The 10,514-nt window shown below is 60.9% G+C and carries 8 protein-coding genes and 1 pseudogene; 6 read left to right on the forward strand and 3 right to left on the reverse strand.

Translation table 11 applies throughout. From position 1 onward, the window contains the following. Positions 1 to 17: 17 nt before the first annotated feature. A complete protein-coding gene (locus tag ACTJKL_RS13585) occupies positions 18 to 1,322 on the reverse strand; it encodes a PQQ-dependent sugar dehydrogenase (protein WP_440853079.1) in 1,305 nt (434 codons plus the stop codon). Positions 1,323 to 1,570: 248 nt separating this feature from the next. On the opposite strand from ACTJKL_RS13585, the gene ACTJKL_RS13590 reads away from it, so the two are divergent. Both ACTJKL_RS13590 and ACTJKL_RS13595 read left to right on the forward strand, forming a co-directional pair. Continuing rightward, positions 1,571 to 2,680 carry a flavodoxin family protein gene (locus tag ACTJKL_RS13590; protein WP_440853080.1) on the forward strand — a complete coding sequence of 370 codons (1,110 nt, stop codon included), beginning with the start codon at positions 1,571 to 1,573 and terminating at the stop codon, positions 2,678 to 2,680. 78 nt (positions 2,681 to 2,758) lie between these two features. Then, on the forward strand, positions 2,759 to 3,127 hold the full coding sequence (locus tag ACTJKL_RS13595) for a PRC-barrel domain-containing protein (RefSeq protein ID WP_018096592.1): 369 nt from the start codon (positions 2,759 to 2,761) through the stop codon (positions 3,125 to 3,127). An 841-nt stretch (positions 3,128 to 3,968) separates the two neighbouring features. Here the strand turns inward: ACTJKL_RS13595 and ACTJKL_RS13600 are convergent. Continuing rightward, positions 3,969 to 5,207, reverse strand: a complete 1,239-nt coding sequence (locus ACTJKL_RS13600; RefSeq protein ID WP_440853081.1) for a bifunctional alpha/beta hydrolase/OsmC family protein — start codon at positions 5,205 to 5,207, stop codon at positions 3,969 to 3,971. Positions 5,208 to 5,372: 165 nt separating this feature from the next. Between ACTJKL_RS13600 and ACTJKL_RS13605 the strand changes: the two genes are divergently transcribed. Both ACTJKL_RS13605 and ACTJKL_RS13610 read left to right on the forward strand, forming a co-directional pair. After that, entirely contained in the window at positions 5,373 to 5,786 is a 414-nt protein-coding gene (locus ACTJKL_RS13605) for a hypothetical protein (RefSeq protein WP_437408427.1), read from the forward strand. Positions 5,787 to 6,049: 263 nt separating this feature from the next. Further along, positions 6,050 to 6,523 carry a MarR family winged helix-turn-helix transcriptional regulator gene (locus ACTJKL_RS13610; RefSeq protein WP_018096595.1) on the forward strand — a complete coding sequence of 158 codons (474 nt, stop codon included), beginning with the start codon at positions 6,050 to 6,052 and terminating at the stop codon, positions 6,521 to 6,523. Between the two features lie 195 nt (positions 6,524 to 6,718). Here the strand turns inward: ACTJKL_RS13610 and ACTJKL_RS13615 are convergent, their stop codons facing one another. After that, complete coding sequence (locus ACTJKL_RS13615; RefSeq protein ID WP_440853082.1) at positions 6,719 to 7,768, reverse strand: PRC-barrel domain-containing protein; 1,050 nt, start codon at positions 7,766 to 7,768, stop codon at positions 6,719 to 6,721. Positions 7,769 to 8,194: 426 nt separating this feature from the next. Here ACTJKL_RS13615 and ACTJKL_RS13620 point away from each other — a divergent pair, with 426 nt between their 5' ends. Beyond that, positions 8,195 to 9,481, forward strand: a complete 1,287-nt coding sequence (locus tag ACTJKL_RS13620) for a DUF2254 domain-containing protein (RefSeq protein WP_440853083.1) — start codon at positions 8,195 to 8,197, stop codon at positions 9,479 to 9,481. Positions 9,482 to 9,671: 190 nt separating this feature from the next. Beyond that, positions 9,672 to 10,418: pseudogene (gene istA / locus ACTJKL_RS13625) on the forward strand (IS21 family transposase); the annotation flags it as partial. Between the last annotated feature and the right edge of the window lie 96 nt (positions 10,419 to 10,514).

The following is a 10,514-nucleotide window of genomic DNA, read 5'->3' on the forward strand; positions in this document are numbered from 1 at the left end:
GCGCACCCATTGGACGCTCACGCCGCCTCGCCCGTCACCCGCCAGATCACGTCGCCGACATCGTCCGCCACCAGCAAGGAACCGTCCGGGCCGAGGCTGACTCCGACCGGCCGTCCATAGGACGCCCGCTCGTCGGGCGAAAGGAAGCCGGTCAGAATGTCGCGCGGAGGGCCGGCGGGGCGTCCGTTTGCGAACGGTATGAAGACAACCTTGTAGCCGCTCAGCGAGCTGCGGTTCCAGGAACCATGCTGACCGATCACCATTCCATCCGGAAAGCCGGGCAGAGTGCCTGCGGGAAGCCAGCAAAGACCGAGCGATGCAGTGTGTCCACCCAGGGCATAGTCCGGCGTCAAAGCGGTTGCGAGCAAGGCCCGATCCTGCGGCACCCGGTGGTCCACGATCTGCCCCCAGTAGCAATAGGGCCATCCATAAAAACCACCGTCGCGAACGGATGTCAGATAGTCGGGAGGCGTCTCGTCGCCCAGCCCGTCGCGTTCATTGACGACCGTCCAGAGTGCACCTGTCGTTGGCTCCCATGCCATGCCTACCGGGTTCCGCAAACCGGAGGCAAAAATGCGGCGTTCACCACTCTCGAGGTCAAGCTCGTGAATGGCCGCCCGTCCTTCCTCGGCCGCCATGCCGCGCTCGCCTATGTTGCTGAGCGACCCGACGCCGATGAAGAGCTTTCGTCCATCGCGACTGGCAAGCAGGCTGCGTGTCCAGTGCCCGCCGCCCTCGAAGTCTGCCAGCTTTCGCCCTGTCGCGCGGATGCTGGTATCGCCCGTTTCATAGGGGAACGCGACCACCCCGTCCGTGTTGCCGACATATAAGGTATCGCCCAGCAACGTCATGCCGAAGGGCTGATTGAGCCCGTCGAGAAATACGGTGCGTATTTCGGCCACGCCGTCGCCGTCCGCATCACGCAAAAGCGAGATGCGGTTCGGACTGGCGCCGACTGCAGCGGCGCGTTTCATTGTGGTGAACATGGCGTAGTCGAAGGCAGATTTTATGCCCCCCGGTTCGCTGAGCGCCTCGGCGACCAGTACGTCGCCATTCGGCAACACCTCAATCCAGCGGGGATGTTTGAGCCCGGCCGCGAATGCGTTCACCTTCAGCCCAGCCGCCGCAGTCGGCACTTGCCCATCGGTCCATCCCCTGGCCGTAGGCATTTTCAGGGTGGGAATGCCTTGCGGTTTGGCTTCCGGGATCTTCGGGACGCTACCATAGGCGGGTTCCGGAGAAGCGCCGTTCTGGCGGCGAACAAGGATTGCTGCGGCACCGATCAGTGCGACCAATCGACCAAAAACGTCTGACAGGCCCATGTGTCCTCCTAGCCTTTTGCGAAAGCTAGCCGAAGCGCCCGCGGGTGGATACCCTCAAACTGCATTGTTCTGTGGCTGGGAAAAGTCTCCTGTTGCCGATTGCCTGATCCGCCAGCGCTGCTATCGCGGTCGCGCGCGTCTCCTCGCACGCGTCGGAGGGGGTGCGCTGAGGGGGACCAAAGTCGCCCAATCGGAACAATCGGCGTCGTGGTCGATTACAATGGAGCTTGCCAGCTACGTTGGATGGGATGGCGAAGATCCCCGGGACGCAATCTCTCCCGCCAGTGCTTGAGCCGCGAACGGGAACGCCGAGCCCCAGGCTGGCCGAGAACGAATTTCGCCGCCGCTTCCTCAGCCGTTTCCAAGACCCGGTTTTCAGTGGTCTTCGATCGGAACTGGATAAGATCGCCGCAGCGGCTTGGGATGCTTATTCCAACGAGCGAAAGGCACCTATCACGCGCAAGGCGGGCACTGCCTTCAAGGACCCCGATTACGACCTGTCCGTCGATTGGCTCGCGGCGCGCGACGCAATTCATGCTGCGCAGGAGCGTCATTCGGACCGTCGGGGTCCCGCGCGCATCCTGTTGATCAGCGGGTCATCGCGCAGCGAACACACTTGTCCCGGCGAAATGTCGAAATCCTATCGGCTGACGCGGATCGCGCAGGAAACGATCGATCAAACGTCGGGGGTGAAGACCAGCATACTCGAGCTGCACCGCCTTACTTCGGAATATGGGCGAACGATCCACCCGTGCAAAGCCTGCTTTTCCACCTCGCCGGCCCTCTGCCACTGGCCGTGCTCCCGCTATCCCAACTACTCGCTTGGCCAGGTCGACGACTGGATGAACGACATCTATCCGATGTGGGTAGAGGCGCACGGCATCATGATCGTCACGCCTGTGAACTGGTATCAGGTCTCGTCGCCGGTAAAGCTGATGATGGATCGGCTGGTTTGCGCGGATGGCGGCAATCCGGACCCCACCCTCACACAGGGCAAGGATGCGAAGCTCGCAAAGGCGCTTGAACTCCAAGGCTGGAACTATCCTCGGCATCTCGCCGGGCGGCTCTTCTCCGTCATCGTTCACGGGGACGTGGAGGGGGCCGAGAACGTTCGACGCAGCCTGTCCGACTGGCTGTGCTACATGCATCTCGAGCCGGCGGGGCCCTTGGCGGAGATGGATCGCTATATCGGCTACTGGAAGCCATACGCGCTCAGTCGCCAGGAGCTTGATGCGGATGAGGCCGTGCAGGAAGAGGTCCGCAATGCGGCGCGAACATTGGTCGAGGCGGTGATGCTCAAACGCGCCGGCAAGCTCGTTTCGGCCGGAGGCGAGCTCCCGGCCTCACGGCAGAAATAGTCAAGTTCTGGCCCTTGCGAAGCGATCCGAGGAACAACTCATATCCAGGAGCGTTGGGCCACCACAGGAGGAATAACGATGGCCGACCCAAATCTGCATCAATCGCATGACCTCATCGCCAGCGACATGGTCGTGGGCACCACTGTCTACGACATGAACGGCAATCAGGTAGGCTCAATAGAGAGAATCATCCTGGAAAAGCGCGGTGGACGCGTCGCCTATGCCGTGATGAGCTTCGGTGGCTTTCTCGGGGTTGGACATGAACACTATCCGCTTCCCTGGGAAATGCTGGACTACAATACGGATCTCGGCGGGTTCCAGGTGAACATCACAAAGGAACAGGTCGAAGGAGCCCCGCGCTATCCCGCAGACCGGGAATATGACTGGGGGCCCGAAAGCGGCCGTAAAGTCTACGACTATTATGGCATTCCACCGTACTGGGTATGAATTCGCAAATGCTCAGCGCTCCCCGTCCGCGTTGCTCGGGGAGTGCTGTCCATTGCCGCTTCGCTGCCATCGCGGAGCGCCTTGGCGGCAAGCGCCAACAGACATGATCTTTCCGCCTGAATCGGGACTACTCCGAAAGTGCGCTGCTAAGTACTCTCCCGCGCTGCTCGCGTGGCTCTCCAGGTCTCGTGTCCGTGCGCCCCCGGAGGGGCACCTCGCGCAGTTTCGGCTGCGTCATCAGCGGCTCGTTGACGGGTGAGACGGCCGGCCGCATACCCAGCTTCAAATGCTTCGCGTGTTCGTGCCATGTCACGGTTGCACCGGGCAACATGTCCCAGCCCTCGCCACCATTCTTCCCAAGCGTCCGTTACTTGCATCTGAACCTCCCTGGCGCAGCCGGGACCGCTTCGTGTGGAACTTGAGCCGACCGGGTCGTCGGCCGCATTGCTGGCGAGGTCGTCCGAGGTGACACTATTCAGCAGCAATACACTTCGCGAGCCCGCCGTTTGCCCTTTGGAACTACGTCGCGCGCATTCCCGGCTGAGTGCCAACCAATATATATCATAGCATGATATACGCAAAGAATGTATTCGGTGCCTTTCGGCGCACATGGCACCGTTCGGCTCGTCAAGCGTTGATTGTCATGCTTCTGTCCTATGGGCTTCTTGCAAACCTCAGCACGATTGCTCGCCTCTCGCGAACGCGGATTCAAGTTGCCTCCACGAGAGGTCATTCGCACCCGGCGCGGTGGGCGTTCTGGTGTCAGACCCGGTTAGTCGACTATTCAACATCAACTGCTCAGCGTTCCCTGAAAACGGAAGGCCGATTCGGGCGAATGGAGCTAATGTGATCCTGGTTTCACGGTCGTCCTGATCTTCGCCACTGCCTCGAGCGTGCGGTGGACCGGGCACTTGTCGGCAATTTCGGCGATCTTGCCGCGAAGCTCCTCCGAGACCCCGCCATCAATGGAAATGACGCGTTCGAAACGATCGATCCTGCCGCTGCCGCTGCGTTCCGGTTCGGTGCACTCCTCGCAATCCTTTGCATGGATCTTCGCGTGCGAGACGTCGACGCCGATGCGTCCGAGCGACAGCTGCTTATGGTCGGCATAGAGGCGCAGCGTCATCGAGGTGCAGGCGCCAAGTGCAATGGACAGGAAGTCATAGGGCGATGGTCCGGAATCGAGCCCACCCACGCTCTCGGGTTCATCGGCGAACAGCCGATGACCGCCAGCCTGAATCGCGTTCTGAAACTTGCCTTCGCCCGTTTCCATCACACGCACATGTTCAATCGGTCCGGTGCCCTGCGGCGTATCGGCGGCAAGATAGCGCGTCAGCCATGACGAAATGATCCGTCCGGCAAAGGCCGCATCCTCAGGGTCGGTGAGCAGGTGATCGGCACTGTCGAGCGAAACAAAACTTTTCGGATGCCTCGCCGCGCTGAAGATCTCAGTAGCGTTCTCGATTCCGACCGTCTGGTCCAACGGCGCGTGAAGAATGAGAAGCGGTTTTCTCAGGCTCGCAACAGAGTCTTTTATGCGCTGTGCACGCGCGTCCTCGACAAATTGCTTTCTGATGAGGAACCTGCGCCCGGCAAGATCAACTTCGGCTGACCCGGTCTTCTCGATCTCCTCGAGACTCGCTCCGAAGTTCTTCAAGACGTGGCCGACATCGGCCGGCGCACCGATCGTAGCAACGGCGCGGACCTCAGGAATGTCCCCGGCGACGGCCAGGACGGCGGCGCCGCCGAGCGAGTGGCCGATCAGCACCGCGGGTGCCTGATAATGGTGGCGTAAATAGTCCGCGGCTGAGAGCAGGTCGGCAACATTGGAGGAGAAATTGGTCGAGCCGAACTCACCTTCGCTCGACCCCAAACCCGTGAAATCGAAACGCAGGACAGCGATGCCTTCGCGCGCCAGCTCTGCTGCAACGCGGCGCGCTCCCGCGAGATCCTTGGAACAGGTGAAGCAATGGGCAAAAAGCGCGTAGGCGCGCAATGGCCCGTTGGGTAGATCAAGGCGCGCGGCGAGCGTCGCGCCGGAATGGCCGGAAAATTGGAGCCGTTGCGAGTTGAAAGACATGGTGACTTCTCCGCTGCAAGGAAATCATCATTCTACATCCGCAAGGCCATGCGGCGAGACAGAATGGCGCCGGCGCGCTCGCCGCCTTTGAACTCGGGCCCGCTTCAACAGTTTGCTTGAACAGAAATTGTATCATGCTATGATATAAAACGGAGGAGGAGAGACATGGCCGAAACGAATGACAGCGGTTGGGCGGCGTACCGACCTTCCAAGGGTGTATGGTTCTGGTCGGTTGTCGGCTCATCGATACTGACTATGGTCGTCGGTTTCACATGGGGCGGTTGGACGACAGCAGGGCGTGCCGGAACCATGGCCGATCTCGCGGTCCGGCAGGCTCGTGCAGAGCTCATTTCAAACGTTTGCGTGCACAATTTCGTGTCCGCCCCCGACGCGGCACAAAAGCTTGTGGAACTCAAGTCGAAGTCCAGTTGGGAACAAGACAATTTCATCGAGGAGGGGGGCTGGGCGGTCGTTGCCGGTCTGTCGAAGCCGGTTCCAGATGCGGCCGATACCTGTGCCGATGCGCTTGTAAGCTTGGAGGAACTTCCATCGCTCTCGGAAGTCGAGACGAGCAGCTGAACGGCGTCTTTCGACGAATGGCTGTGGCGGCTGGGGCGAGGGAAGGGGCAGCCTGAAATGATTTCAGGCTGCCCCTTCGGCATTTGATTTATACCTCAGCTTGCCAAAGACATGCCCTCGCAATGACAGCATTTGGCGATATAGTTCGCGAGCGCGGCACTTGCGGCATTCGCCGTTCAGATAAGTGGGCGCGCTCGCGCCTCCTCCCTCCTGAGGTGCAACCAGTATATATCATAACGTGATGTAAACAAAGGATGTTACGAATGCCCTCCGGCGCAGGTTCTCGCTCCCGCACACAAGTCCCTGAGATTGCCGATGAGGAGGCGCTTGATCCGGGGGTGTTCGAGGGGCTGGCCGGAGTCAGGCTGGCCATGCGTCGCTTCCTCTCCTTCAGCGAGGCGGTCCTTTCCGAGGCGGGCGTGACTTCGCAACAATATCAAGCACTGCTGGTACTCAAAGTTGCTCCCCAAAGCCGAATCATGCTCCGACAACTCGCCGAAGAGATGCTGATACAACATCACGGCGCGGTTCAGCTCGTTGACCGGCTGGTGGCGGCTGGACTGGCACTGCGAATCCCATCGGCCGACGACAAGCGCCGCGTCCTTGTCGGCCTCACCGATTATGGCGAACGGGTTCTGAACTTCCTGGCCAAAAGACATCTGGGTGCGATGCTCGATAACGAGCCGTTGCTGATTGAATCTCTCTCGCGTCTCCGCGCATTGGCTCGGACCGGGTAACCCCGGTCCAGTCCGCTGGTCACGTGGCGAACTGCCCAAACTACCCGATCCGGATCACCGACTCGGAGATGAATTCGAGGTCGGATACCACAAGGTTCTCAGAGCGGGCCCCCTTACGGAGGCGACCCCGCTGTGTCGTAGTCCGATCAGTGACAAGGACCACGCTGGAGCGCCGAACCGTCGGAGGCGCATTCATCACTGGGCGGTCGAGCTGCCCGGCGCATTGTCGGTACTGGACTTTGCGGTGTGTTCTGTCGGCCCCTTGTACAGCATCCGGCTATAGTCGAAGTTCTCCAGCTGCCTGACCTCAGCGACGCCGTAACTGAGTTCGTAGCGTCCGCTACCGCTGGCCCACGCCGCAGGCCCCGCGTAGGGGAATGCGCGATAGCCGCGACCGTATATTCTTGTGTCCGCGACCACGGCCGCGAGCCGGCCATCCTTGACGAGAATGTCGCTGATATAGCCATAACGTTCAGCATTGTTCAGGAAGGCGGTGTCTCCGATGATGTCCGTGGCCTTGATCAGCTGCGGCCCGGTCGCCAGGTCCTCCTCCACGGTCGCAACTTGGCCCGCCTCCTTCTTGTGAAGAGCGCCGGGTGGTTGGGCGGCTGCCGCCGAATAGTCGTCGACAGTGTCCTCCGTTATCGGCACCGTTATGCGAGATCCGTCCTTTGAGAACTTCAGATCGTTCCAGGGAATGCTGACATGTGTGTCGCCCACCTCCCAAAGGCCGCCCACCTCGGCAATAAGCGAGAGAACTTCGCCGTCGCGGTCGAAGACGATATTCTCGACGTCGCCGATCTCTTCACCTTCGCGGCCTAGCACGACGGCGTCGTCGAAGACCTGGTCGACGCTCCACCCGGAGGTGTAAAGCGGTTGATAGCTCCAATTGGAAAGAACGACCCTTCCTGCGGCGGGGTTCGTCGTTCCGGTCTGCGGCGGCGCGTCCGCGCCACTTTGTTGTGCGGGCAGGTCTCCCGGACGAATCAAACGAGATTTGCCCACATCTGGCGCCGGCTCGACCAATTCGCTGTCGCCCACCTTTGGCGGCTTAATCACGCCATTGCAGTCATCGAGCGTCTGGCTGAGTGACTTCTGGTCGCCGTCGGGCGGAATGCGGCAGGGGATCTCGGTGTTTTGCGCAAATGCCTGCGGCAACACAGGCGTTGCTATCAGGGCTGCGAATGCGAGCAACGGGGGCGCAAAAAGTAGTCTGCTCTGTTTCATCGGATTGGTCCCTTCCATCAGCCCCGCCGGAACGGCCGCACTTCCGTAAGGGCACCCTCGAATCGGTACCGTTCTCAAGGCCAACTGTTGCCGCATGCATTGGTTCCAGGGATCGCCCAGGTAATGATGCCTCGCTGGCCACATGGCAACTCAGGCGTCTGACGCGAAGTGTTTTGGTCCGTTCGCCCTGGCCGAAGCGCAGCGTCCGCTGTGGAGGACGGCTTGGGACGTGTTATGCTGTTGGTGACCGCGATCTCCCAACTCCTGAACGAGCGGACGGATCGGATCGACGGCGGCAGCCAGGGACGGTTAGACGGCGGATGCTGGCAACTATCCGCGTTGCATTAACGTTCTACAGGCTGCCGAAGCCTTGGCTCTAGGCGGATGGCTCTGTTCCACAGTGATTCAGGCGGAGGTGAGAGCATGCCGCGTTGGCGATGGTTGATGGCGCAGCTGACGCGCCGGCTCTGGGTGCACGCTACACTGATCGGCGCCCTGGGGGTGCTCGCCGCGATCTTCGCGGCGGTCGTCGATCGCTACATTCCCTGGATGATGCCAGGGAGGATTGGCGCCGATGCCGTCGACAGCATTCTTACCATCATCGCTTCCAGCATGCTGGCTGTGACCACTTTCTCGCTCAACATCATGGTTTCAGCCTATGGATCGGCTACCAGCAACGTCACCCCGCGTGCCACCAAGCTGCTTATCGAAGACCGCCTGACGCAGACGGTTCTCTCGACCTTTATCGGTTCCTTTCTGTTTAGCATCGTCGGCTTGGTCGTGCTCAAAACGGGCGCCTATGGCGAGCGCGGGCGTGTCGTTCTGTTCGTCTTCACAATCGTGGTCATCACGCTCGTGGTCGTGTCGTTGCTGCGTTGGATCGACCATCTGACCCGCCTCGGCCGAGTCGGCGAAACGACCGTACGAGTGGAGGAGGCGGCCAGGAAGGCCATTGAGGTACGGCTTGCGGAGCCCTATCTCGGCGGCAGGGCCTTGTCGGACCGGGCGAGCAGCATCCCGGAAACGGTAGCCGCGGTAACGGGCGACGCAATCGGTTATGTTCAGAACGTCGATATGCCGGCCCTGTCCCGACTCTGCGACAAGCACGATACCCAGATATACCTCAACGTTATCCCCGGAACGTTCGTCTACGCCGACACGCCGATCGCCTGCATTGGAGCAAGTGATGGTGATACTGACCTGGGGGCGCTCCGCAAGGCGGTGCGTGCGGCGTTCTCGATCGACGACGAAAGGTCATTCGATCAGGACCCGCGTTTCGGCCTCGCCGTAATGAGTGAGATCGCCTGTCGAGCCCTCTCCCCAGCGGTCAATGATCCAGGTACTGCGATCGATGTCATTGGCCGCTCGACTCGGCTATTAAGCATCTGGGCGCACGGGCGGGCCAATGGATCGCATCAGGATGAGCCGAAGCATCCAAATGTCCATGTGCCACCGCTCGCTACCGCGGACCTGTTCGAGGACGCATTCATGGCCGTGGCGCGCGACGGCGCAGGCCTGATCGAGGTGCAACTGCGGATCCAAAAGGCACTCCTGGTTCTCGCCCGCATGGGTGATGCTGACTCCAACGCTGCCGCTCTGCGTCAGTCGCGCATAGCCTTTGATCGCGCGGCCTCCTCTCTCCCCTTGGAGGCAGATAGGGCTCGGCTGCACGAGCTGGCTGTCGAATTCGGTACAGCAGCGGAATATAGGGGCGGCCACAAGCCGTTGTGAGATCCGGTCTGGGAAATTGGGGTAGGGCTTAGCAAACGATCTATTCAGAGGTGTCTCCGGTGACGGCGATCCCAATTTTCCGCCCCTCGCCATCGGCGTGTCGGGCGACATGCACAATTGACCCCCTAGCGACATAAAGAACTGACCCCTCTCGTTAGAGAGGAGGAATAGATGTCGATTTGAGAATTCGATGAATCCTGCATTGCCGAGAGGGATGCGGGGAGATGCGATGCTTGAACCTGACGAAGTGATGTCGATGGTGCGTCTGCATAAGAGTGGCTGGGGAGCCAAACGGATAGCGAAGGAATTCAAGTGCGCCCGCAATACGGTTCGCCGTTATCTCCGGGAAGGCGGGACTATTGCTTACAAAGGACGCCCGCGCGCGTCGGCGCTGGATGGTCTGGATGAGTGGTTGCGGGAGCGCTTCTTCCGCCACGAAGGCAACGCGGACGTCATTCGCCAGGAGCTGGAAAGCGAGCACGGGATCGCCATCAGCCTACGGCAGGTGGAGCGCCGGGTTCGGGAATGGCGGCGTGAACTGAAAGCGCAGAAGCGGGCGACGGTGCGCTATGAGACGGCGCCTGGCCATCAGATGCAGATCGATTTCGGCGACACGCGGGTCTGGATCGGCGGCGAGCGGGTGCGGATTCATGTGTTTGTCGCCACGCTCGGCTATTCGCGCCGGCTGCATATCCGGGCTTCGCAGCGGCAGCGGCAGACGGACTGGTTCGAGGGGATGGAGGGCGCTTTCCTGCGCTTTGGCGGCGTTCCCGCGGAAGTGCTGATCGACAATGCGAAGGCGCTGGTCGAGCACCATGATGCGGTGACACGCGAGGTCAGGTTCAATGCCCGGCTCCACGCCTTTGCCCGTTACTGGGGCTTCAGGCCGCGCGCCTGCGCTCCGTATCGGGCGCGCACGAAGGAGCAGACATCACGATGCACCTTGTTGGATTTGTTGAGCGTCCATTAACCGGGGTTGGCGGCTACCATAGCGGCCGCCGACGCCTTTTGCGAGTCTGACGTTGCCCGGTGG

This window comes from Sinorhizobium sp. 22678, assembly GCF_052044265.1.
Classification (GTDB): Bacteria; Pseudomonadota; Alphaproteobacteria; order Rhizobiales; family Rhizobiaceae; genus Sinorhizobium; species Sinorhizobium meliloti_A.

Coding starts and splice junctions, on each gene's coding strand:
- ACTJKL_RS13605 (WP_437408427.1), top strand. CDS start 5,373: ATGGCCGAAACGAATGACAGCGGTTGGGCGGCGTACCGACCTTCCAAG.
- ACTJKL_RS13590 (WP_440853080.1), top strand. CDS start 1,571: ATGGCGAAGATCCCCGGGACGCAATCTCTCCCGCCAGTGCTTGAGCCG.
- ACTJKL_RS13600 (WP_440853081.1), bottom strand. CDS start 5,207: ATGTCTTTCAACTCGCAACGGCTCCAATTTTCCGGCCATTCCGGCGCG.
- ACTJKL_RS13615 (WP_440853082.1), bottom strand. CDS start 7,768: ATGGAAGGGACCAATCCGATGAAACAGAGCAGACTACTTTTTGCGCCC.
- ACTJKL_RS13610 (WP_018096595.1), top strand. CDS start 6,050: ATGCCCTCCGGCGCAGGTTCTCGCTCCCGCACACAAGTCCCTGAGATT.
- ACTJKL_RS13620 (WP_440853083.1), top strand. CDS start 8,195: ATGGCGCAGCTGACGCGCCGGCTCTGGGTGCACGCTACACTGATCGGC.
- ACTJKL_RS13585 (WP_440853079.1), bottom strand. CDS start 1,322: ATGGGCCTGTCAGACGTTTTTGGTCGATTGGTCGCACTGATCGGTGCC.
- ACTJKL_RS13595 (WP_018096592.1), top strand. CDS start 2,759: ATGGCCGACCCAAATCTGCATCAATCGCATGACCTCATCGCCAGCGAC.